The 21,778-nt window shown below is 31.2% G+C and carries 25 protein-coding genes and 1 pseudogene; 7 read left to right on the top strand and 19 right to left on the bottom strand.

Going from position 1 to position 21,778, the window contains the following annotated elements; all coding sequences use genetic code 11:
* Position 1: 1 nt before the first annotated feature.
* The 4 genes from moaD to glp are packed head-to-tail and all read right to left on the bottom strand — an operon-like array spanning position 2 to position 2,419.
* Positions 2–235, bottom strand: a complete 234-nt coding sequence (gene moaD, locus HMPREF2930_RS07900) for a molybdopterin converting factor subunit 1 (RefSeq protein WP_017174862.1) — start codon at positions 233–235, stop codon at positions 2–4.
* A complete protein-coding gene (locus HMPREF2930_RS07895; RefSeq protein ID WP_017174863.1) occupies positions 236–685 on the bottom strand; it encodes a molybdenum cofactor biosynthesis protein MoaE in 450 nt (149 codons plus the stop codon).
* Positions 672–1,163: a molybdopterin-guanine dinucleotide biosynthesis protein B gene (mobB, locus tag HMPREF2930_RS07890; RefSeq protein WP_017174864.1), complete on the bottom strand. Its 492-nt coding sequence runs from the start codon at positions 1,161–1,163 to the stop codon at positions 672–674. Before mobB ends, HMPREF2930_RS07895 begins: the two co-directional genes overlap by 14 nt.
* A complete protein-coding gene (glp, locus tag HMPREF2930_RS07885) occupies positions 1,160–2,419 on the bottom strand; it encodes a molybdopterin molybdotransferase MoeA (protein WP_017174865.1) in 1,260 nt (419 codons plus the stop codon). Before glp ends, mobB begins: the two co-directional genes overlap by 4 nt.
* A gap of 142 nt (positions 2,420–2,561) precedes the next feature.
* On the opposite strand from glp, the gene moaC reads away from it, so the two are divergent.
* The gene (gene moaC / locus HMPREF2930_RS07880; RefSeq protein ID WP_017174866.1) at positions 2,562–3,056 is read left to right on the top strand and encodes a cyclic pyranopterin monophosphate synthase MoaC; all 495 of its coding nucleotides are present in this window, start codon (positions 2,562–2,564) and stop codon (positions 3,054–3,056) included.
* A gap of 87 nt (positions 3,057–3,143) precedes the next feature.
* On the opposite strand, the gene HMPREF2930_RS07875 is transcribed toward moaC, so the two are convergent.
* The 5 genes from HMPREF2930_RS07875 to modA form a co-directional block, all read right to left on the bottom strand.
* Positions 3,144–3,650 (bottom strand): MogA/MoaB family molybdenum cofactor biosynthesis protein, encoded by a 507-nt coding sequence (locus HMPREF2930_RS07875; RefSeq protein ID WP_017174867.1) that lies wholly within the window; start codon positions 3,648–3,650, stop codon positions 3,144–3,146.
* A 13-nt stretch (positions 3,651–3,663) separates the two neighbouring features.
* Positions 3,664–4,668, bottom strand: a complete 1,005-nt coding sequence (locus HMPREF2930_RS07870; protein WP_017174868.1) for a ThiF family adenylyltransferase — start codon at positions 4,666–4,668, stop codon at positions 3,664–3,666.
* A gap of 101 nt (positions 4,669–4,769) precedes the next feature.
* On the bottom strand, positions 4,770–5,375 hold the full coding sequence (locus HMPREF2930_RS07865) for an ATP-binding cassette domain-containing protein (protein WP_017174869.1): 606 nt from the start codon (positions 5,373–5,375) through the stop codon (positions 4,770–4,772).
* Positions 5,376–6,047 (bottom strand): molybdate ABC transporter permease subunit, encoded by a 672-nt coding sequence (modB, locus tag HMPREF2930_RS07860; RefSeq protein WP_017174870.1) that lies wholly within the window; start codon positions 6,045–6,047, stop codon positions 5,376–5,378.
* An 11-nt stretch (positions 6,048–6,058) separates the two neighbouring features.
* Positions 6,059–6,850 carry a molybdate ABC transporter substrate-binding protein gene (gene modA, locus HMPREF2930_RS07855; RefSeq protein ID WP_017174871.1) on the bottom strand — a complete coding sequence of 264 codons (792 nt, stop codon included), beginning with the start codon at positions 6,848–6,850 and terminating at the stop codon, positions 6,059–6,061.
* Positions 6,851–7,037: 187 nt separating this feature from the next.
* Between modA and fdhD the strand changes: the two genes are divergently transcribed.
* Positions 7,038–7,832, top strand: a complete 795-nt coding sequence (gene fdhD / locus HMPREF2930_RS07850) for a formate dehydrogenase accessory sulfurtransferase FdhD (RefSeq protein WP_017174872.1) — start codon at positions 7,038–7,040, stop codon at positions 7,830–7,832.
* Between the two features lie 38 nt (positions 7,833–7,870).
* On the opposite strand, the gene HMPREF2930_RS07845 is transcribed toward fdhD, so the two are convergent.
* The 7 genes from HMPREF2930_RS07845 to HMPREF2930_RS07815 form a co-directional block, all read right to left on the bottom strand.
* Positions 7,871–8,635 (bottom strand): GNAT family N-acetyltransferase, encoded by a 765-nt coding sequence (locus HMPREF2930_RS07845; protein WP_017174873.1) that lies wholly within the window; start codon positions 8,633–8,635, stop codon positions 7,871–7,873.
* 35 nt (positions 8,636–8,670) lie between these two features.
* Entirely contained in the window at positions 8,671–9,216 is a 546-nt protein-coding gene (locus HMPREF2930_RS07840; protein ID WP_017174874.1) for a biotin transporter BioY, read from the bottom strand.
* Positions 9,217–9,290: 74 nt separating this feature from the next.
* Positions 9,291–10,232: a nucleoside hydrolase gene (locus HMPREF2930_RS07835; protein ID WP_017174875.1), complete on the bottom strand. Its 942-nt coding sequence runs from the start codon at positions 10,230–10,232 to the stop codon at positions 9,291–9,293.
* A gap of 90 nt (positions 10,233–10,322) precedes the next feature.
* Entirely contained in the window at positions 10,323–11,468 is a 1,146-nt protein-coding gene (locus tag HMPREF2930_RS07830; RefSeq protein ID WP_017174876.1) for an acyl-CoA dehydrogenase family protein, read from the bottom strand.
* A gap of 145 nt (positions 11,469–11,613) precedes the next feature.
* On the bottom strand, positions 11,614–11,958 hold the full coding sequence (locus tag HMPREF2930_RS07825) for a transcriptional regulator, SarA/Rot family (protein WP_017174877.1): 345 nt from the start codon (positions 11,956–11,958) through the stop codon (positions 11,614–11,616).
* 281 nt (positions 11,959–12,239) lie between these two features.
* On the bottom strand, positions 12,240–12,968 hold the full coding sequence (locus HMPREF2930_RS07820) for a transcriptional regulator, SarA/Rot family (RefSeq protein WP_017174878.1): 729 nt from the start codon (positions 12,966–12,968) through the stop codon (positions 12,240–12,242).
* Positions 12,969–13,145: 177 nt separating this feature from the next.
* Positions 13,146–13,871, bottom strand: coding sequence for a helix-turn-helix domain-containing protein (locus HMPREF2930_RS07815; protein WP_228451891.1), 726 nt, complete (start codon positions 13,869–13,871; stop codon positions 13,146–13,148).
* A gap of 732 nt (positions 13,872–14,603) precedes the next feature.
* On the opposite strand from HMPREF2930_RS07815, the gene HMPREF2930_RS07810 reads away from it, so the two are divergent.
* On the top strand, positions 14,604–15,380 hold the full coding sequence (locus HMPREF2930_RS07810; protein ID WP_017174880.1) for a CHAP domain-containing protein: 777 nt from the start codon (positions 14,604–14,606) through the stop codon (positions 15,378–15,380).
* Positions 15,381–15,682: 302 nt separating this feature from the next.
* On the opposite strand, the gene nhaC is transcribed toward HMPREF2930_RS07810, so the two are convergent.
* Together nhaC and HMPREF2930_RS07800 are read right to left on the bottom strand one after the other, a co-directional pair.
* Positions 15,683–17,068 carry a Na+/H+ antiporter NhaC gene (nhaC, locus tag HMPREF2930_RS07805; RefSeq protein WP_017174881.1) on the bottom strand — a complete coding sequence of 462 codons (1,386 nt, stop codon included), beginning with the start codon at positions 17,066–17,068 and terminating at the stop codon, positions 15,683–15,685.
* A 56-nt stretch (positions 17,069–17,124) separates the two neighbouring features.
* Positions 17,125–18,195 carry an NAD/NADP-dependent octopine/nopaline dehydrogenase family protein gene (locus tag HMPREF2930_RS07800; RefSeq protein WP_002448510.1) on the bottom strand — a complete coding sequence of 357 codons (1,071 nt, stop codon included), beginning with the start codon at positions 18,193–18,195 and terminating at the stop codon, positions 17,125–17,127.
* Between the two features lie 541 nt (positions 18,196–18,736).
* Between HMPREF2930_RS07800 and HMPREF2930_RS11280 the strand changes: the two are divergent.
* From HMPREF2930_RS11280 to HMPREF2930_RS07785, 4 genes and pseudogenes are all read left to right on the top strand, one after another.
* Positions 18,737–18,892, top strand: a pseudogene (locus tag HMPREF2930_RS11280) (CHAP domain-containing protein); the annotation flags it as partial.
* Between the two features lie 204 nt (positions 18,893–19,096).
* The gene (locus tag HMPREF2930_RS07795) at positions 19,097–19,426 is read left to right on the top strand and encodes a DMT family transporter (protein WP_019835272.1); all 330 of its coding nucleotides are present in this window, start codon (positions 19,097–19,099) and stop codon (positions 19,424–19,426) included.
* 1 nt (position 19,427) lies between these two features.
* The gene (locus HMPREF2930_RS07790; RefSeq protein ID WP_017174884.1) at positions 19,428–19,742 is read left to right on the top strand and encodes a DMT family transporter; all 315 of its coding nucleotides are present in this window, start codon (positions 19,428–19,430) and stop codon (positions 19,740–19,742) included.
* A gap of 79 nt (positions 19,743–19,821) precedes the next feature.
* A complete protein-coding gene (locus HMPREF2930_RS07785; RefSeq protein ID WP_017174885.1) occupies positions 19,822–20,781 on the top strand; it encodes a 2-hydroxyacid dehydrogenase family protein in 960 nt (319 codons plus the stop codon).
* Positions 20,782–20,837: 56 nt separating this feature from the next.
* Here the strand turns inward: HMPREF2930_RS07785 and HMPREF2930_RS07780 are convergent.
* Positions 20,838–21,778 (bottom strand): FAD-dependent monooxygenase (locus HMPREF2930_RS07780; RefSeq protein WP_070597288.1); only part of this gene is annotated, 941 nt, incomplete at its 5' end.

Genomic DNA, 21,778 nt, shown 5'->3' with positions numbered 1-21,778 from the left:
TTTAACCACCACTAACTGGAGGTATTAACGCAACAACATCATCTTGCTTTACAATATCATTAAGTTGAACAAATTCTTCATTTACAGCTACTTGAAATTTTTTATCACGAATGGATGGGTGACGTTCAAATAATAATTCTTTAAACGTTTCTACTGTAATATCTTCTATTAAATCAATGTCTTCTGAATTCATTTCTAATATTTCTTTTATTTCTGCAAAATATAATACTCTCATTTAAGCCTCTCCTTTAGTTGCTTGACTATAATCTCCTCTTTGATGTCCTTGCCATTCTGCACCGTCTTCCCAAATTTCTTTTTTCCAAATTGGCACAACTTCTTTAATTCTTTCAATCGCATACTCATTTGCACGATAGGCATCTTTACGATGTGGCGAAGAGACAGCAATCAATACTGCAATATCAGAGATTTGTAGGGGACCAATACGATGTACAATCGTTGTTATCGTTCCTGGCCAACGCTGTGTAATTTCTTCTCCAATTTGTTCTAGTTTTTTTTGAGCCATTGGAACATAAGCTTCATACTCAAGATATTCTGTTTTCACCCCTTTAGTCCATTCGCGAACATGACCTGTAAATACAACAACAGCTCCTTGATGTTCATTTAAAGTAAATGTTCTATATTGTTCGGGCTCAATTGGATTCGTCACGATTTCAAATTGTTTCATTTTTATGTTCATCCTTTCGTTTCATCCATTTTAGTAACCATTGCTCATAGTTTTTTAAAGCATTCTCATTATTATAATTATAAAAATATTGAACATGTGTAAGAAGTCTCAGTTCTTCTAATTCTTCTTGGGTTTTATATACCACTATTTTGTCATAATCCTCATTTTTAAACCCTTCAACTAAAATAACGTCATAACTAATAGTTACACTTTCTTTTATCAGTTGTTCAAGCGACGGCTGATTTCTACGTGTTACTGTTTGTTGATAAGCAGATCCTTGAACAATACTCTGATCTGCACCAGCTTCAAAATGTTTCATATGATCCACATTAGATGATTGAAGTGTAATATCATCTTTTTCATGTCCGTGATGTTTAATCGTCACAATGTGATAGCCTTGAGATTTTAAAAATGTAATAGATTGTTGTAACAACGTTGTTTTACCCGAATCTTTAAAACCAACTATTTGTAAAATCATAATGATAGTTCCTCTTCGAAAACATTCGATTCAGTTAAAATAACATCTACCGTATGGCCGGCTTTAAATCCTCTTGTACCCCCTGGCAGCATAATCATTGCATTACTATGTGCTATTGCTACCACAGCACCCGATTTATTAAATCCGGATGGAACCACAGTCGCACAATTATGAGTAAAAGATGCAGTTGCTCGAATAAATCTTGTAAATGGATTGGCTTTCGCAAAATCTTCCATTAATGTTGCTTTCACAACTTGAGGGTAAACTGCTTTGGCTTGCATCATATGTTGCACTGCTGGTTTAACAAATAATTCAAAACCAGTAAAACAAGCCGATGGATTCCCTGATAAACCAAATAAATACGTCTTATTTGCAACTGCCACAGTTGTCACACTTCCAGGACGCATCGCAATTTTATTAAATAACACTTCTGCTTGAATTGCTTTGTATATCTTTGGTAAAAAGTCATAATCTCCTACCGAAACGCCTCCAGTAGTAATGACAATATCATGATCTTTCATTGCTTTAGTGATGACTTGAATACTACTTTCTAAGTCATCTTGTTGTATACTATAAGGCTCTATCGTTAATCTCATTTTATCAGCTAACGCTTGTATCATCGGACCATTAGAATTTCTAATTTTTCCTGGTTGTAATTCTTCGTCTACATTCAATAATTCGCTTCCAGTAGCAATAACTGCAATACTTGGTTTTAAAAATACAGGCACTTCTGTATAACCATAGGTCGCTAGTACTGCAATAGCTCCAGGATTAATGACTTGTCCTTTTTTTAAAACGATATCTCCTGTTTTAGTTTCTTCTCCTTTTAGCGACACATTTTCATTCTCTTCAAAAGGTTTTCTAATCGTAAATGTATCTCCATTTTCCACAGTTTGTTCAAACATCACTACTGCATCTGCACCCTCAGGAATTTGAGCGCCTGTCATAATACGAACTGCTTCATTTTCTCCAACTGTTTTATGAGATACTGTGCCTGCACCAATATGATCTATCACTTTAAACGTTTTACGATTTTTTGAAAAGGCACCAGCCGAATCTTCACTTCTTATAGCAAAACCATCATACGGCGATTTATTGAAACGTGGTATATCATAAGTTGCTACAATGTCTTCTGCTAAGACATATCCTAAACTGTCCTCTAATGATATATTATTTTGTTGAGTATATATATCTTGTTTTACAATACGTTCAATTGCTTCTTTAATAGGTATTGGTTTTCTTTTTTCAACTACCATTTTATCAACTCCAATTACACGATAAATTCATGCTATACTATTTTATAAACTCAGTAAGATAATGATGTACTCATTAAAAATAAATGTTTATAACTTTATTTATATGTTATGATTTTTTAGATATTTCTATAGGAGGCTATTTATGTCAAATTTTACACATATCAATCATCAAGGTAATGCAAAAATGGTTGATGTTTCTAATAAAAGTATTACAAAACGTATCGCTAAAGCGCATTCAAGCATCACAGTGAATGAGACGATTTACCGTCAAATTATAGACAATACAAATAAAAAGGGTAATGTACTTAATACTGCTCAAATTGCAGGTATAATGGCTGCTAAAAATACATCGACTATTATTCCTATGTGTCATCCATTGCCCTTAACTGGAATAGATATTGAATTCTCTTGGAATCAAGCAAACACACCACGCCACTATCAATTAAGCATTACTGCTACGGTTTCTACTACAGGTAAGACTGGTGTTGAAATGGAAGCTTTAACAGCTGCTTCAGTTACAGCTCTCACAGTATATGATATGACAAAAGCAGCTGATAAAGGAATGATCATTGGTGACACATACCTTGAATCAAAATCTGGAGGTAAATCTGGAGATTATCACCGTCAATTAGATTAATCTTTATGATTTTCTTCTATTATGATAGTCATAAGCAGCATTTTCAATTAGGGAAACCTATGATTTACAATGCTTTTTATGACTATTTTATTTATGGAGTTCATAAACCATATGATTTAATTCCGGAATAATGAGTTTAGTCATTGCTAACTTTACTGCCCCAGTTGATCCTGGCAACGTAAAGATTAATTTACTCATAACTGTTCCCGCTAATGCTCTTGAGAGAAGCGCTTTTGTTCCTACATCTTCCGTATAACTTAAATATCTAAAAAGTTCGCCGAATCCTTCAATTTCTTTATCTAAAAGTGGTTTTACAGCTTCTATAGTCACATCACGTTGTGCTATACCAGTGCCTCCAGTCGTTATAATGACATCAATATCTGATGCTAACCATTCGTCAATTTGAGATTGGATGTCTTCCTTGTCATCTTTAATGATATGATAGTGTTCTTCTGTCACTTCTATATTCAGTTCTTTCAAACACTTTTGAACTAATTGACCGCCTTTATCTGTTTCTTTATTTCGTGTATCAGAAATTGTTAACACTGCACATTGAATTGTTTTTTTAACTTCTTTGTTATCATGCTGATGCATCATCATTCTCTCCTTATCCAAATAGTTGATTGATTAAATGTATTGCTTCAGATTTCTTAGTTGTACCATGAATCAACATTCGCCCACCCTCAAAATATACAATTCTATGTTTTTTAAATTCAAATACTAACATATATTGGTTTTCATGGTAACGAATATCGAGTGCTGTAAGAAAATCAACTAATACTTTTTTTGTAATGTCTTTATTTTCATATTGAACTGTATCTCTACCACACAAAGTTGCATATGAAGTCGAATGAGCATATAAATATGGAAAGCTAGCATTCTTACCACAAGTTGGGCAATCATCACGACGCATTTTACTATAACCAAAAGAACAATGTGTATTCTCCCAAATATCTCCATATGTCAGCTTTGTGGGAATCTGTTTACCAATCAATATCTTTAAAGCATCCCGTAATTGAAAACTTGTGGTCATCGTTACGGCTGGCTGAATCACACCGACAGTATCACATGTCAGATTTATAACTGGTAACTGAGGCATTAAACAATTAAAGCAAGGTGTTTGACCTGGAATAAATGCAGTTTCTACATAGGTACTTTGAACTACTCCACCATAAATCCAAGGAATGCGATATCTATAGGAAAAATCATTGATTAATTGTCTTGTTTCAAAATTATCCGTTGCATCAATAATCAAATCTACACTCGTTGCATATTGCTCTAAAAATTGGGCATCTACATGTTCAATATAAATATTCATTTTTATATCAGAACGAATATGTCTTAAGTGATCTTGTGCAGCAACCACTTTTGGCAACATACGATCTGCATCACTTTCTGTAAACAATGTCTGTCTTTGTAAATTACTATATTCAATATAGTCTCTATCCACAATAGTCAACTCTTGAATACCAGCACGAACAAGTCCTTCAGCTACATGGGTACCCAAAGCGCCCATTCCAACAATCAATACATGTTTCTGATTAATGGTTTGTTGTCCATGTTCTCCAATATCTTTAAATAAAATTTGTCTTGAATAACGTTCTTGAGTCATTATTTGAAACCTCTCTCAACATTCTCTCTTCTTTTTATTATAACGAAATAGGAGTAGGACAGAAATCTAAAACGTTCTAAACTTCGATATCCTACTCCTATTTATTTAATTTGAATAATTTCATCTGCTAATACTTCTGCTTCATAATTAGAGTGCGTTACAAAAATAATAGGTATACACCATTCCTCATGAATTTGCTTAACTAGATGGATGCCTTCATCTCTAGAAATATCATCTAAACTTGAAAAAGGTTCATCAAGTAAAATTAAATTGGGTTTCGTGCTTAAAGTTCGCGCGAGTGCTACACGTTGGGCTTCCCCACCAGACAGTGTCGGCGGAAATTGATTTATTAAATGGCTAATATTTAAACGTTGAATAAGCTCATCAATATGTTTAGACTGTTTAGTCATAAATGTAATATTCTGAAGAACCGTCATGTTAGGAAAAAGTTGATAATCTTGAAATAAATAGCCAATTTGGCGTTGTTGAATCTTTACATTAATATGGTTTTCAGTATCCACTAATAGATGATTATCAATATTGATATAAGCCTCATCTGGTTGTCTTAATCCCGCAATGATATTTAATATTGTCGTTTTTCCAATACCGGAGGGACCTTGTATTGCATATATTTTAGCTTTTGTATCTTCAATGTTAATATGAATCAACGTTTGCTTTAACTGATGTTGTAATTTAACTTGTAACATCTAGTCTACCTCCTGAACTTTATCACGATTCGCAAAATTCAACATACTAATGACTGTAATAGAAAATGCAACGAGTACAAGTACCCATAACCATGCCTGATTCTCTTTTCCTTGTTCTACTAAAAAATAGATTTCCAGTGGCAGAGTATTGGTTTTATTTGGAATATATCCTGCAACCATCAATGTTGCACCAAATTCTCCAATAGCTCTCGCAAAACTCATCATAATACCCGCAATAATTGAGCGTTTAGATAATGGTAGAATTAAACGATAGAAGATTTTACGTTCACTTGCTCCCATTGTTCGTGCAGTATTTAACATTTTAGGATTAATACTTCGAAATCCTTGAATAGTATGTTGGTACATCAGTGGAAAACTAACAATGACAGATGCAATTACTGCACCTGTCATTGTAAATACTACGGGTAAGTGAAGTACATTTTGAAAGAATTGGCCCACAAATGTTCTAGGTGAAAAAACAATAATAAGTATAAACCCTAGTACTGTCGGTGGTAAAACAATAGGTAATAATATTAAGCTTTCAAGAAATTGAGTTGCATGCCCTTTTCTTTTATATAACGTTCTACAAATAAAAATTCCTAATATAGAGACAATTATCGTACTGATAAATCCTACTTTAATAGAAATCCATAGAGGTGTTAAATCAGGCATATGTCATCCCCCTATACTTTAAAGTGATATTCTTTTAAAATATCTTTCGCTTTTTTAGATTTTAAAAATTCTATCCATTCTTTAGCAAATTTGTTATCTGATGTTGCTCCCGCTTCATAAGTGATAGGTTTTTTCAAATCCGCTTTTTTAATCTCATTTACTTTATCTGTTCTTTCATTATTCGTATATAAATCGGTCTCATATACAAATCCCATTTGAGTATTACCTTTTTCAACGTAATTTAATACTTGTTTAACGTCTTTGGCATATACAATTTTATCTTTTACATCACTATATAAATGTTGATTATCTAAATATTGTTTCGCATATTTACCTGCTGGTACAGTTTTCACTTCACCAATAGCTAATTTTTCGTTGTCTTTTAAATCTTTTACTGAAGCTTGATCACTGTTTTTATCACCAATCAATACTAACTGATTATGTGCGTATTTATATGTATTATGAGCTTGATTATGTTTTTTCAACATATCTACATCTTTCGTATTTGCAGACATAAAGACATCAGTTGGCGCACCTTTTTCAATTTGTTGTCTTAATGCCCCTGATCCACCATAATTAAATGTTACATTTACATTTTTATGTGTTTTTTCAAACTCTTTCTTTAATGCTTTACTTACATCACTTAAACTTGCTGCTGCTGAAACTTTCAATTCAGTTTTAGGATTATCACTATTATTTGACTTTGAAGATTGCTTGCTATTGTCATTATCTTTTGAATTTGAACAACCTGCTATAATGATAATGAAAGTCCCTAACACCGCTAATAATCGTTTTACAGTCATTTATTTTTATGCCCCCTATTCAATCAAATATTATACGCTTTTTATATCTTTTGAACAGTTTTACCGTATTTTATATTTATTTCTAAATTTTAAAATATAAAGTTTTATATAATCATTCAATATTGAAATACTTTTTGTGAATATAATGATACAGTATAAAGTAGTTATAACCAAAGGGGAGACATTCATGGATAAAGATGCCGTTCAAAATCAACCAATTATTAGGTATGAAGATGAGCAACTCATCGAAACTGAAGACAGCTATGTAACCGAATTTCCATTAACCATTATGGTAAATGGAAAAGAATTTGCTACAGTAATCTGCAGTCCGACACATTTAGAAGAGTTAGTCATAGGATTTTTAGCATCTGAAGGAGCCATTTATAAAAAAGAAGAAATTAAACATTTACAAATTGATGATAGTAAAGGGTTTGCTCATGTAGAATTAACTAAGTCATTAAGCGACCGTTTTGAGTATTCTACAAAGCGCATGGTTGCTTCATGTTGTGGAAAAAGTCGAGAATTTTATTTTCAAAATGATGCAGCAATTGCTAAAACGTCTATGTCTAATATCATTCTCACTCCAAGACAAATTTTAAATATGATGACAGGTTTACAAAGTGCAAGTACCTTATTTAAACAAACAGGTGGCTTGCATAACGCAGCAATTAGTGATGGTGAGGCATTTTTTGAACATCGTCAAGATATAGGTAGACATAATGCCTTAGATAAACTTTACGGTTTTTGTCTTACTCATCAAATTCCTGTTAGAAATAAAGTACTTATTTTTAGTGGACGCATATCATCTGAAATTTTACTAAAAGCAGCTAAAATCGGTGTCGGTGTTATATTATCGAAATCTGCACCTACCACATTGGCAATAACACTGGCACATGACTTAAATATTACTGCTATTGGTTTTATTAGAGGTGATTCTTTTAACATTTATAGTCATCCAGAACGTATAAAAGGAGTGAAATAGAATTTATTATAAATTCATTTTTCACTCCCTACTTTTATTTATATCGCATCTTCTTTAACTATCTGATATTGAAAGCTTTGAAAAATATAGCCTTGCTTTATATACATGTCTTTTGCTGTATCATCCCCATCTGCCACTAATATGACTGGTCGAGAACCGGCTAAATGGCCTACATAGGACTGCATCGTAGTACCTATTCCTTTATGACGATAGTCTTCTAAAACGCCGAACCCATCAATTTCAACAGTTTCATCTGTAACTATAACATCCAAAATCCCCACAGGTTTATGAAGATAATATGCAACTATACGAGTGACGTCATCTATTTGATTTAATATTGCTTCTCTCGTTCGTTCTTCACTTTCTTTAACAAACGCTTCGCCATACGGTTTTGAAAATTCATTGTAAACACTTAGATAATCTTCCATATTAAATGAAGTTACAGGTTCAATATCTACCTGAATATTGCTCTCAAATTGTTTTAATGTAGCACTGTCTATCGCATACAATTCAAGTAGTTTTAATTGAAATCCTTCATTGCGTATCGCTTCTAACCATGTAGAATGAAGTAATTGGTTTTCTGGAAATGTAAAAGATAAATGAGAAGAATGTTGTTTTTTATGCAAAATTCGTTGTTTCTCCATATCTGCATACCACTGATTAATTGAAGGTAACGTTTTGTACTGCCACTTATTCATGTGATATGTAATTGGATCAGAAGGTGTTAAATATATAATATTCAACTCATTTTCTAAGTATATTTTTCCATTTTCTTTAATCTGCTTCATTGTTATGTGTGTCATAGCAACCATCACCTTACTATGTATATTTTGTACTATTATATCAAATTCTTAAAACGTGAATGGTTAAGTAATGTTGTACCAATCAAGCTTGCAATAATCGCTTTAATGATATCTCCTGGAACAAATGTAAATGACAATAAGAATGCTTTACTTATAGGCATATGTATAATGAACCCCATAATGATTGTTCCTACAATATCTAATAATAAAACACCAAATACAAGCATACCAATAAATAATGTAAAGAAATTAATATGATTTTTAAAACGATCTCTTACTAAACCTATAAGATATGCCACTACTGGATATAAGAATAAAAATCCTGCTGAAGGACCTGCAAACACACCTATTCCGCCACGTCCACCTGATAATAATGGTAAACCTGTGGCTGCTAATAATAAGAAGATAATAACACTGAGTGCGCCATATTTACGTCCTAATATAACTCCTGCTAAAAAGATACCTATATTTTGTAATACAATTGGTACAGGCATAAATGGTAATGGTATTCCGGGTACTAGGCCTAAAATACAAATAACCGCTGTCATTAAAGCTGTATATACTAAATTTTTTGTACTCATTTGATTTCCTCCTTTTATGAAGAAAATTATACCACTTATGTAAACTGTTTTATATAAAAAGTTTACATTTGAAGTTAATGAGATACTTTTTTAGCTAAAGACGTGATATAGTTGAAGAATTCGTCATGATTGACATGATTAACGACACGCACTATACGTCCATCATCACTCTTATATGTACGTCCTTGACTTGGTCCTTTTGTATATACATCTACTTTAAGTTCTATAGAATCTGTTAAGCTTTCTTTACCAATTTGAGCAGTCGTCAATACATCCCATAAAAAATAAGTAGAGTTTGTGACAAAATGAGTAAGAGGAGGTACAGCTGCATAACTGATTCCTAAAAAATCAACTCCTATAAACTGACGTTGATTTGCCCACATTTGACGAATAGCTGGCGTCAATGGTACTTGATTAGTGCTTTCTAACGCTACCATTTCTATCTTGATAGACGTATCAAATATTGTTTTAACAGCTTCAGGATCCCAAAAAGCATTCCATTCAGCTGTGCCATCATGTTCGGGTTCTTCCACATTTCCCTTTTCTAAAAATGTTCCTCCCATCCAAACTAACTTTTCAATATTGTTTACTATTGCTTTATCATGTTTGATTGCTTTGGCTAAATCGGTTAACGGACCAGTAAACAATAAAGTCACCTTTTCTTTACTATTATTTAATACATTAATAATATCCTCATAAGCTTCAAATGTACTCGTTACAGAACGTTTATCAATCCATTTCTCATTTAAAATAGGAAGCGCATCCATAAAAAAGGCATGCATTCTCCAGTCTTTCGGAAAAGGGTTAACTCCTCTTTCATATGAAGGAGCTACATCAATAGATAAATTTGAAAAACGATTTATAATTTTACATGAAGCACTTAGAGAAGGTTCTAAATAACAATCTGCACCGATTGTACTTACACCTACTAATTCAACATTATCCATTTGTAGTAATAAGAATAGTGATATTAAATCATCAACGCCGCCATCATGATTAAAATATATTTTAGTCATTAAATCCCTCCAAAAATATGTAAAAAAGCTATGACTACATTATACGTAATCATAGCTTTCTTTAAACATATTATACATAAAAAATTCATTCTACATTAAATCAAGTATAGATTTTGCAATATTCATATATGCTGCATCTTCCATAGGAGGATTATGTAGGCCCGCACGCATATTACGATAATAGCGTTGTAATGGACGATCCATTTCTAAACTTTTCGCCCCTACTATTCGCATAGCAAGATCCACTACTTCTAATCCTTGATTCATGACTAAAATTTTACTTGCAGATGTTTCATTCCAAATATTAAGTGTTTCATTATATTGATTGTAACCTCTAGCTGTGCTCCATAAAAAATGACGAGCAGATAATAAGAGTGATTCCATTTTTCCAACATTTTGTTGTACAGTAGGTAGCGTAGCAATTGTTCCATCAATACTATTAGGGGAATGCGTTTTGGCAAACTCAATAGCATAATCTCTCGCTGCTTGGGCAATACCTAAATATACACTTGGTATATGTAAAATCCATCCATTGGGTTGCGGTTTATGTTTCGTTTCTACAAAGTTTTCAAATGGAACTATAACATCATTTAATACTAAATCATGACTTTCCGTTGCACGCATCCCTAACATATTCCAATTATCTGCAATTTCTAAACCTTTACTCTCTCTAGGAATTAAAAAGAAGCCTACTTCTTGAATATCTTCTACAAATGCAGCAACAATATAATGTGTCAATGCTTTACTCATAGATGTAAATGTTTTCACACCATTTAATTTATATCCGTCTTTAGTTTTTATTGCATGCGTAGCAGGTCTTCCACCACGAGTAGGACTACCAGTATCCGCTTCACTTACTGCTCTATTTACAAGTGCGCCATTTTTTACTTCTTTTGCAAATTGATCAAGCATAGTTTGACTCCACATATGCTGTTGATATAATTGCCCTACAACGCTTAGATGCCAACCTATAGATAGTGCTGTAGCGCCATCTATAGCTCCAAGATACGATTGTAAAACGACCATATCTTCTATGGTTGCACCTTCTCCACCATATGATTTAGGTAAAGTTAACACACTATAACCTTCCTCTACAAGCCATTTTATATTGTCAAATGGGAATTTAGAGTCAATATCTTCTTTTGCTGCTCTTTGTTTAAATGTATCTTCAATTGTTTTAAATTTTTCAATCCATTTTCTTTGAATATCACTACTTATTAAAAATGAATCTAACATGACTATCACCTATTCGATATTTGATATATTTAATCATAGTTTAACACTCGGTTTTAATAATATAAAGCATCTCATTCACATAGTATAATAGAATTAAAAAAGAGTGGACAGACATTCTGTCTCACTCATTTACCCCATCATCATTCTATTGTATATATTTCTCTAATTCAGCAATTAAAGCATTAATTCTCCCGCGTTGCTCTTTTGTTACATAAACAATAACTGTTCTTTCATCTTGTATACTACGTTTTTTTGATAATAATTGTAAATCTTTTAATTTTTGTAATGCTTTAGTTAAGTAATAAGGTTTGAATTCTGAATACGTTGCAATTTCTTTTGAAGTAATTTCATCTTTTTTACTTTTAACAATATAATTTAAAATATAAATTTCTTCATAATTCAGATTATATTTTTTCTTAGTGTCTTTAAAAAACTTTTTCACTTGAAATGTTGCGTTAACTAAATCATTGATGTCTTTAATTTGTCCCATATTCTAAACCACTCCTCTGATGTACATCTAGTTGCTACAAGGTTCATGTATACTAACTACTACAACACTAAACATTTCTTATGCTATAAAAATTATTTTATAACATTTAAGTATAATATTTCAATATTTTTATGAAATTAAAATGATATTATATATTAAAATCTCATTTGCCAAATTAAATTATACATAATTATTTCATGCGTTATACACCTAAAATAACTAGTAATGTATGAGAATAAGCCTTTCTTACATCACTAGTTATTTTTATTTTTTGAAACAAATTATAATGTTAATTCCTTTTTTATCATTTTACTACAATGACTCAAGATATCATGAATTTCTTTCTTTTTTGACATATTTAACTTTATACATACTCTACGTTCATCTAGATCATCTCTTTTTTTCAAAATATAACCACTTTGTTGTAATCGTTTAATTACTAAATTTATATTTATAGACTGACAACGCGAAAAATAGTTTATCGATTTCAACGAGATATCATTTTGATTCAACCAAATAATGCCTAAAACAAGCAAATCATTTAAACTTAACTGATAGTGCTTAATATTTTTTTCAATCTTACTTAAAACTTTATAAATAGTAATTAGATATGTTAACTTGCAATAATTCATATTCTTGATTGATGTTTTAAGATAGTTATTTTCAAGTAATTCTCCAATTTCTAATAATAAATGATTCATTTTTCTTTCATACATTTCTACAGGCAAGATTCTTAATCTTCGTTGATCATTTGCATCATAAGATTTAAAAATCCAATTTTCGTGATACAAATGGCTCACAAGATAAAGTAAAGTTCGTTTAGATAAATACGTTTTTTTCATTAGTGTTTCAATATCCATACCTTGATGGCTCGTTTTATGATAATCAATAATAGCATATAGTACATTTAAGTGTTCAATATTTAGGTTTTTAGAATATTTTAAAAGTTCATCGACTGCTTTATAAAATAAAAGATAAAATAATAGTACATCCATATCATTTTTTGTCATGATGGTTGCCACCTCGCAATTTATACAACAATTCTAGAAGACAGACTTTAGTATTGCGATACAATTTTAAAGTGTTTTAAGTTTATCTCTATATCATACATATACTTACTTCATATTAAGTATGAGTAAAGGTCTAAATACTTTATCTTTTTACTTATTATTGGACTTAATCCTATTTTAGGTATGATAGTTACTTTTGGCCTCAGCTATAAGTAACTGTGCTTCATAATCTAAAGATATTTCAACCGTTTCGGTAGTCTTATATATTGGAGCAAATTGTTTTTTTCGTGCTTGACCTGGAGTCATCCCATATTTCTTACTAAATAATGCAATAAATCTCGGAAAATGATTAAATCCATGTTTATAAGCAATATCTTGAATAAATTCACTGCTATCTAAAATATCAAGTAAACATAATTTCAAACGAATATCATTAATATATTGAGCAATATTATGATAAGGTGTATGAAATTTAATCACTTGACTTAACTCTTTGTTAGACATATCAAGTGAATTCGCTAATGCTTGTTTATTAATCTTTTCATGATGATGTTCAATAATATATTCATGAACTTCATCTACAAGTGGATTGTCTAGTTTATAGTTTTGACGATGTTTTCTTTGAATGTAACCTAATTCTACACATAAATGTTTAACTAATTTATCCCTTATGTGTGGAAGTCGAGGTTTTCGACTTTCAAATTCAAGAAGATTAATAATAAATGATTCTAATTGTTTTCGTTCAATAGAAGAAAATTTATATCCTTTTTGTCTGATATAATCGTCTGCAAATCTTAAATAATCTGTGAATGAAATTTCAATTATTGCAATAACAGAGTTCGTTTCGCCTTCTATCGAATATAAATCATTTAACATAATAAATACGAGATCTCTTTTTTTCATATTATATGTATCTAAGTCTAAATTTATTTTTCCAGAACCCTTTAACCAATATATAAGTTTGATATTGGATTCTTTTTGTTTTATTATTCTCGTATTTTTTAAAAGCTTTACCGAAAAATTATCTATCATACGTCTTTCCTCTCGTTTGTAATATAAAGACTAGATATAAGCGATGACATTTCTCCCCTTTATTCACCACTTAATTCTATTGAATTATCGCTTCGATACTTGTGTATGCGTATCGGAGATCTATCTTCATATACAATTTTATGTTTTATTTCGGTATTAGCAGTAGCAATATTTTGACTTATTTTATCACTTTATTATCTTATAGTATGATTTTATTATTTTTCAATATAAACTTACTTTATTTATATATAAAGAGGACATATAAAATGATTTTTTAGTATTTGTTTAATCAAGGAATCATTCAATAGGCTAAATTATTTTTCTATTATTTTACAAAAAGATTACAAGAAAATGAATGTTTTTTTCATATTCTTCTGTAAACACTGTCATAGTGGCTTTTTTTATATTAAAAAATATTACTAAGAATTAAATTTACAACCTTTTATATTATCGAAAAATTACAAATCATTAACATTCCCCACAAACTGTAATTTTTTTGATAAAGTATTTCTTGTCGTTAAGTAAAATGATTTAAAGACTAAGTTAACAAATGACTATTAAATATAAAATAATATTAATTTAATTCTCAGGAGGAAATTTATAATGAAAAAAATCGCTACAGCTACAATCGCTACTGCAGGAGTTGCCGCAATTGCTATCGCCGGACAAGGACATGAAGCTCATGCAGCTGAACAAGGATATAATCCAAATGATCCTACTTCATATAGCTACTCTTACACTATCGATCAACAAGGTAACTACCATTACACTTGGAAAGGTAACTGGAGCCCAGATCGTTTAAATCATTCTAACTATAATTACAATTATAACTACAATACATATAATAATTATTCTAATACAAATTCAACTTATAGTTATAACAACTATCATACTAATAACTCAAATCAAGTTGCTAGTAATCCAACACAATCTTACACAACAAATAATCAACACACTGGTGGTTTAGGTTCTGCTTCTACTTCTAATAATAATGTAAAAGTAACTACTGTAACTGCACCGTCATCAACAGGTGTTTCAATTTCTAACTCTGTTAGCTCAGGTAGAAACTACTATACTTCTGGCCAATGTACATATTATGTATATGACCGTGTAGGTGGTAAAATCGGTTCAACTTGGGGTAACGCAAATAACTGGGCAAATGCTGCAGCATCTGCTGGTTACACAGTAAATAACCGTCCATCTGCAGGTGCAATTATGCAATCTACTGCTGGTGCTTACGGTCACGTAGCATATGTTGAAAGTGTAAATAGTAATGGTTCAATCACAGTATCTGAAATGAATTATGGACATGGTGTAGGTGTAGTAACATCTCGTACACTTTCTTCAAGTGAAGCTGCTTCATATAATTTCATTCATTAATTAAATTGATAAAGAAAAAAGATTTAGAATTCAATATGAATTCTAAATCTTTTTTTATGCATACATACAAAAAGCGTTCGAAACTTTAGTGTTTAGAACGCTTTAAGTTATCATATTAATCAAATTCGTTATTATGGATTGAATTCTCGCCACAAAAATCAAATCCACTTTTAATTCATTTTTTAGGATATCTAAAATGAATGTATTTTTTTAAATAACATCGCTACTATGTTTCTCATTAATACTTTAATCCTAATTTGTTATTTCCATATTGTAAGGGAATTAAACATCGAATTAATCATTTAATTTATTTTTTTACGTATTCCAATGCCAGTAAATCCATAAATAATTGCTAATATAGCACATAAATAACATGGTACTGCCCAAATAAAGAATTGATCAACTGAAACTCCTAATTGTTGCGCATAGTAAATACCAGATGTTCCCCAAGGAATTAATGGTAGAACCATAGTACTGGAATCTTCTAATGTACGAGATAAATTACTTCTATCTAAATTCATATCTTCAAACATGTCTTTCATAAGTACCCCAACCATAATAATAACAATTGACGCCACACCAGCAGCAAACACCAACATTAGGGACGATAGCACAGTAATAAGAACGAGGGTACCAACAGATTTAACACCTTTTGCAACAGTTTGTAACATTACATCTAAACAACCAGATTTCTCTACAATACCTGCAAATGCATAACCACAAAAAATGGTCACAATGATTTGTGTCATACTCATCATTCCACCTTGTTCAATCAATGTTTTTGCATTTTCGGTAACATGAGAATGCCCAGTCATAGATGATGTAAAACCATCAAACGTTGCTTTAAAACCATCTACAAATTTAAATCCATTATTAAACTTACCTATCAAAATAGCACTCAACGCTGAAACAAGCATAGATGGAACAGTTGAAATTTTAAATATTAAACAAATGATAATCACAATTAAAGGAATCCATACAAAAAAATTAATATTATAAATACTAGATAGTTCATTTAAAAGTACTTTTATTTGCTTAGTATTTACATTACCTTGGGAATTTAATCCTGCAAAAAACCATACGATAAGTCCAATGATTGATGCTGGAATGGTTGTCCACATCATTGCTCTAATATGAGAAAAAATGTTTACTTTTGTTACGAGTGCAGCAAGATTGGTTGTATCTGATAAAGGTGACATTTTATCTCCAAATACTGCACCTGCAATAATTGCACCTGCTGCCATTCCTTGATTTATACCAAGTTGACTTCCAATAGATATTAAGGCAATCCCAGCTGTAGACGCAGACCCCCAAGCTGTTCCGGTTGCTAAACTACATATAGCCGAAATGATAAATGCTGAAATTAGAAAATAACTAGGATTCAAAAACTTAAGCCCATAGTAGATTAATGCAGGTACAGTGCCTGCGTACATCCAGCTACCTACAATGATACCTACAGCCAAAATAATGAAAATAGCAGGCATAGCTGTTGTCAATCGATGTGTAATTCCTTCTTCTAAGTCCTTCCATTTTAAACCGACACGCATAGCAATAAAAGCAGCGTAGGTTGAAGCGATAAGTAACAATACTTGAATAGGGATATTGAATTTAACAAATCCAATTGTAACAACTATTACCATGACAATAATTGTAGATATTGCTTCTAGAAATGTGGGTTTTCTTTTCATATATCTGCTCCTTTTTCTTTTTTCTTAAGACCTCTTTTCTATACCAAACATTATACTTATTTTAATCCTAATTTATCTAAACCAAGTTCTTCTACTGTTAGCCCTTCATTAAAGAAATCACGTTCGAGAATAGTCGAGGCAATCGTAATTATCGCATCAATATTCGGTGTATCTACACCAATTTCACGTCCTAAACTTGACCATAATACAAGTCCATATGCGATATCTTCAGTAAGATAACGATTTTCTACAGAGTTCGGTCCTGGAATTTGTGAAAATACAGGACTTGTATTAAATAAACGATTTAGCGGTTCATCCTCGTCTTTACGTTCTAGATAACCTCGTTGAATACGCGCTTCTTTAGCAGTTAATAATTCAAAACCTAATTTACGCCCTAAAGTTAGACGTTCTAATTCTACAGCATGTAAAAGTCGCACTGTGTGTTTTGTGATACCTTCTTTATATAATGCAAATGTATCTGCATAATCTATACGACCTACATTTAATAGTGTAGGAGCTGGATGAACTTCAGGATTTCCATTTTCTAGATTCGTTTTCCACAAACTTTCTTCTTTTACTAATTGTGGATACAATTGGCTCACTTTATCAAAACATTCATTTAACTCTCTCTTATTGTACGTTGAGAAAAAGACTTTTCTTACATTAAGAGATAAATCCACTCGAGCCTCTTCAAAATCTACACGTGTTCCGTAAGTAAGGGTATTAGCTTCTGCATATTTAGGTTGAATATTAATATGACGTTCCTCTAATACATTCATAAATCGAATTGATCCCATAGCTGCTGCGATATTAAAGAAAATAATTTGTTCCGCCGTTATATAATGAGACATCACTTTTGCATAATATTCAATGTAAGATGAAGGAATCACTACTTGTATCACTTCTGCATCTTTTAATACATATTCAATATCATCACTAATATTTGTAAAAGGTACAAACGTTTCATGACCTTCATTATTAAAATCAAATCCACCTTTTTCTAACGCTCTATCAAATTTGTGAATTGATGAATTTCGACAATATAATTTGACTTCATGTCCTTGATTGACCATATCTACTGCAGCTGTAACCGCACCATTTCCTGATCCTACTATTGCAATTTTCATAGTTATCATTCCTCATTTCTCTATTTAGAATTTTTAATAGTCATCTAAAAAAATTATTATCAATAAATAAAGATGCAGATATAAATACTGCATCTTCAAAATAGTATTATTTTATTCTATAGCCTAATTTAAATTTTTACAAACACTATTAGTAGTATGATATCACATAAATCTCCATAAATGTAACCGCTTATCCTTTATGTATATATCTTTATATAAAATAAGTTTATTACAAGGTGCTGTAATATAAATTCTATTAATATTTTCAAAAAATTAGAAAATGTATAGCAAACGTGCAGTTTGCAAGAAATATTAAACAGATTTTTATTACATAGTTGTGCAAGAATTTTGAATTTTATTTACGGTAAAGTAACAATGCCCTACTACATGTTTTTATCTGATAAAGTATGACTTATCGTTAATAGCGACAAGTTAATGTTAAAACATATTCAACATATCGCTAAAATTATCCTATTGTTGAATAGTATTTGGGAGGACTTTATTTATGAAAAAATGAATTACATTATCAACACTGACAGCAGGAAGTTTAGGACATGTGGCTTATGTAGAAAGTGTAAATAGTGATGGATCAATTACAATTTCAGAAATGAATTACACAGGTGGCGCATACGTGACTGATACACGTACAATTTCAGCAAGCGAAGTAAGTGCTTATAATTATATTCATTTATCGTAAATATCTAAGATTGATATAACTTGAATATAAATATATTACCGTTTAAGATAACCTTTAAGATTATATTTTCATTAATTTAAAAGTGAGAAAATGAATTCATAATGAATTCTTTCTCACTTTTTTATTTTCTAAAATTGCATAACTCATAATTGTTTGAGAAAATATTTTTACTTATCAAAAATATTATAAGGAGTAATGGATATAATGCAATGGTTAAAGGTCATTTTATCTGGATTGATAGAAGTTGTTTGGGTTACGTGTTTAAATTACGCTCATAATACGTTTACTTGGCTTATCACTTTATTATTTATTGCTTTAAGTTTTTATTTAATGCTTTCTGCGACAAAACAACTTCCAGTAGGTACTGTTTATGCTGTCTTTGTTGGTATAGGCGCTGCAGGAACAGTTATCGTTGATATGTTATTTATTAATCACGTCATTTCACTTATGAAATTATTATTTATTATTTTATTAATTATAGGTATTATCGGATTAAAGCTTTCTACTGATGACCAATCTGAAGGAAGTCTATAAAATGGCGTGGTTATACCTTTTAGTTGCAGGATGCTTTGAGATTTTAGGTGTTGTTTTCTTAAATGAACTGAATCGTACACATAAAAAAATATATATTCTACTAGGTGCGCTTACTTTTATATTTAGTTTTAGTACTTTAAAACTATCTATGCAGACGATTTCGATGGGAACTGCCTATGCAATATGGACAGGGATCGGGACTGCTGGAGGTACCATTGTAGGTATGATTTTCTATAATGAATCAAAAAAATTTATTCGTATATTTTGTATTGGTTTAATCTTAATATCCGTAATTGCTTTAAAAATAATACAGTAACTTTATTCATATAAATTCTTTGTGTCCCTATCTTTCTTCCATTATACTTAATTTGAAAGAATACAAAGGAGTGAGATGGATGGAAAAAGTATATATAGCTGGTAAAATTCCAGAAGCTGGTTTAAATCTACTCAAAGAACATTTTGAAGTAGACATGTATGAAGGTGAAGGTATCATCGATAAAGAAACATTAAAAAAAGGTGTCAAAGATGCTTCTGCTTTAATTAGTATTTTATCCACTAATGTAGATAAAGAAGTAATTGACAGTGGTGAAAATCTTAAAATTATTGCCAATTATGGCGCTGGATTTAATAATGTAGATGTAGATTATGCACGTGAAAAAAACATTGATGTTACAAATACACCAAAAGCATCTACAGCTGCAACTGCTGAATTAACATTCGGCTTAGTATTAGCAATTGCTCGTCGTATTGTTGAAGGTGACAAACTTTCTCGTACAAAAGGATTTGATGGTTGGGCGCCATTATTCTTTAGAGGCCGTGAAGTCTCAGGCAAAACACTTGGTATTATCGGATTTGGAGAAATTGGTAGTGCAGTAGCTAAACGTGCAAAAGGATTTGATATGGATATCCTTTATACAGGTCCTCACCAAAAAAAGGAAAAAGAACGTGAAATTGGTGCTAAATACGTTGATTTAGATACATTATTAGAACACTCTGATTTTATTACAATCAATGCTGCTTACAATCCAGATATACACCACATGATTGATTCAGAACAATTTAAAAAAATGAAATCTACTGCTTATTTAGTCAATGCAGGGCGTGGACCAATCGTTAATGAACAAGCACTTGTTGATGCATTGAAGCATAAAGATATTGAAGGTGCAGCTCTCGATGTGTATGAATTTGAGCCAGATATTACTGAAGGTTTGAAATCTTTAGATAACGTAGTCATTACGCCACACATTGGTAATGCTACGTTCGAAGCTCGTGAAATGATGTCTAAAATTGTAGCTAATGATACAATTAAAAAATTGAATGGTGAAGAACCGCAATTTGTTGTTAATAAAAAATAAGGTTAAATAAAATAAGGAGTTATCATAGAATCCATAGTGAATTCTATGATAACTCCTTATTTGTCTTTTGTTTTATATAAAAATTTAGTTTGACCACTAAAAAATCGTTTTGGCATACGTTTCATGATAGCATTGCGCAATGCAACAACTAGTTTATTATCTTTTTGAGCGATATTTCCGACTTTTCGAGAACGTTTTATTACTTTTTTAGTATGTTTTACACGTAATTTATTATATCGCTGTAATGCTTTTTCTAAGTCATAAGAAGCGATACAATTAGCTAAAACGATAGCATCTTCCATTGCTTGTCCTGCGCCCTGACCCATGTTTGGCGTCATTGCATGGGCAGCATCTCCTAATAAGACTGTACGACGATGTACAAATGAAGTTAAAGGTTTTAAATCATATAAATCGTTTTTAATAATACCTGTTTCACTTTGTTTATCTAACAATGCCCTCACTTGATTAGGATAATGATTAAAATAAGCCTGCAAATGTGGTTTTTCAAATGATACATATTTAGGATCTTTTTCATTTGCATTAATTGTAATAAACCAATAGGCTTGATTATTAATTAGAGGCACAATGCCCACGCGTCCACGTCTTCCCCAATATTCATCTGCTGTATATTGATTCATTATGTCCGCTTCATCTATCATTCCTCTAAAGCACGTATAACCTTGATAAATCACTTTAGAGTCTGGGAATAATGCTTTTCTAACGATTGAATGAATACCATCCGCTCCAATACATAAATCAAACGTCTGACTTGCATGTTTTGAGAAATGAAGCATTGGCAGTTCAGATTGAACATCCACTTTAGTCACTTCATAATCAGTAAATACAGTATTAGGTTTTACATATGAAGATATTAACTCTATTAATGACTGACGAGATAATGTCACATTTAATGTTCCCTCTTTCAACTTAGCAGATGTAAGCAAATCACCTTTATCGCTATAGATATTTAATGATTTTAAATTTTGTCCGGCATTTT

The sequence above is a fragment of the Staphylococcus sp. HMSC068C09 genome (genome assembly GCF_001813735.1).
Lineage (GTDB): Bacteria > Bacillota > Bacilli > Staphylococcales > Staphylococcaceae > Staphylococcus > Staphylococcus hominis.
This window is presented reverse-complemented; position numbering and strand designations above follow the sequence as displayed.

Coding starts and splice junctions, on each gene's coding strand:
- HMPREF2930_RS07820 (WP_017174878.1), bottom strand. CDS start 12,968: ATGACAAAAAATGATATGGATGTACTATTATTTTATCTTTTATTTTAT.
- HMPREF2930_RS07825 (WP_017174877.1), bottom strand. CDS start 11,958: ATGGGACAAATTAAAGACATCAATGATTTAGTTAACGCAACATTTCAA.
- modB (WP_017174870.1), bottom strand. CDS start 6,047: ATGCCTGATTTAACACCTCTATGGATTTCTATTAAAGTAGGATTTATC.
- HMPREF2930_RS07865 (WP_017174869.1), bottom strand. CDS start 5,375: ATGTTACAAGTTAAATTACAACATCAGTTAAAGCAAACGTTGATTCAT.
- HMPREF2930_RS07810 (WP_017174880.1), top strand. CDS start 14,604: ATGAAAAAAATCGCTACAGCTACAATCGCTACTGCAGGAGTTGCCGCA.
- HMPREF2930_RS07895 (WP_017174863.1), bottom strand. CDS start 685: ATGAAACAATTTGAAATCGTGACGAATCCAATTGAGCCCGAACAATAT.
- HMPREF2930_RS07875 (WP_017174867.1), bottom strand. CDS start 3,650: ATGCATCAGCATGATAACAAAGAAGTTAAAAAAACAATTCAATGTGCA.
- HMPREF2930_RS07795 (WP_019835272.1), top strand. CDS start 19,097: ATGCAATGGTTAAAGGTCATTTTATCTGGATTGATAGAAGTTGTTTGG.
- HMPREF2930_RS07790 (WP_017174884.1), top strand. CDS start 19,428: ATGGCGTGGTTATACCTTTTAGTTGCAGGATGCTTTGAGATTTTAGGT.
- mobB (WP_017174864.1), bottom strand. CDS start 1,163: ATGATTTTACAAATAGTTGGTTTTAAAGATTCGGGTAAAACAACGTTG.
- fdhD (WP_017174872.1), top strand. CDS start 7,038: ATGGATAAAGATGCCGTTCAAAATCAACCAATTATTAGGTATGAAGAT.
- HMPREF2930_RS07785 (WP_017174885.1), top strand. CDS start 19,822: ATGGAAAAAGTATATATAGCTGGTAAAATTCCAGAAGCTGGTTTAAAT.
- HMPREF2930_RS07870 (WP_017174868.1), bottom strand. CDS start 4,668: ATGACTCAAGAACGTTATTCAAGACAAATTTTATTTAAAGATATTGGA.
- HMPREF2930_RS07800 (WP_002448510.1), bottom strand. CDS start 18,195: ATGAAAATTGCAATAGTAGGATCAGGAAATGGTGCGGTTACAGCTGCA.
- HMPREF2930_RS07830 (WP_017174876.1), bottom strand. CDS start 11,468: ATGTTAGATTCATTTTTAATAAGTAGTGATATTCAAAGAAAATGGATT.
- HMPREF2930_RS07840 (WP_017174874.1), bottom strand. CDS start 9,216: ATGAGTACAAAAAATTTAGTATATACAGCTTTAATGACAGCGGTTATT.
- moaD (WP_017174862.1), bottom strand. CDS start 235: ATGAGAGTATTATATTTTGCAGAAATAAAAGAAATATTAGAAATGAAT.
- HMPREF2930_RS07845 (WP_017174873.1), bottom strand. CDS start 8,635: ATGACACACATAACAATGAAGCAGATTAAAGAAAATGGAAAAATATAC.
- HMPREF2930_RS07815 (WP_228451891.1), bottom strand. CDS start 13,871: ATGAAAAAAAGAGATCTCGTATTTATTATGTTAAATGATTTATATTCG.
- glp (WP_017174865.1), bottom strand. CDS start 2,419: ATGGTAGTTGAAAAAAGAAAACCAATACCTATTAAAGAAGCAATTGAA.
- HMPREF2930_RS07835 (WP_017174875.1), bottom strand. CDS start 10,232: ATGACTAAAATATATTTTAATCATGATGGCGGCGTTGATGATTTAATA.
- nhaC (WP_017174881.1), bottom strand. CDS start 17,068: ATGAAAAGAAAACCCACATTTCTAGAAGCAATATCTACAATTATTGTC.
- modA (WP_017174871.1), bottom strand. CDS start 6,850: ATGACTGTAAAACGATTATTAGCGGTGTTAGGGACTTTCATTATCATT.
- moaC (WP_017174866.1), top strand. CDS start 2,562: ATGTCAAATTTTACACATATCAATCATCAAGGTAATGCAAAAATGGTT.